Here is a 356-nt window from a genome sequence, read left to right as displayed (position 1 = left end):
ACCTTCCAGGGCGATGGCACAAGCGGTACACAAATCTTTAGTGTCAAAGGTGCAGACTTGCTGAGTGTGACCTACGCCAACTTCGTCAACCTGAACCCAGGGCAAACCCTCATCATCAACGTCACGGGTGACAGCGGCATGCAAGGCGGCATGCCAGACGGCTTCAAGAACTACAATGCTCTGTTCAACTTCAGCACCGCGAAGAAACTGACGTTCACCAACGTCGCCCTCAACGCCAGCATCCTCGCGCCGCTGGCCACAGTCAGTGGTGGTAGTGGTGTGGTGGATGGCAATGTCGTCGTCAACAACTGGAACAGCAATGTCTACATCGCCAACAACCGCAGCTTCCAGGCGGC

General features: G+C 55.9%; 1 protein-coding gene. It reads left to right on the top strand.

Features of this window, described 5'->3' with window-relative positions:
- Nucleotides 1-356, top strand: a 356-nt coding sequence (locus LZ463_RS28975) for a choice-of-anchor A family protein (RefSeq protein ID WP_241459794.1), incomplete at both ends; no start/stop codon positions are given.

This window comes from Undibacterium paludis (assembly GCF_022568815.1).
Classification (GTDB): domain Bacteria; phylum Pseudomonadota; class Gammaproteobacteria; order Burkholderiales; family Burkholderiaceae_D; genus Undibacterium.
This window is presented reverse-complemented; position numbering and strand designations above follow the sequence as displayed.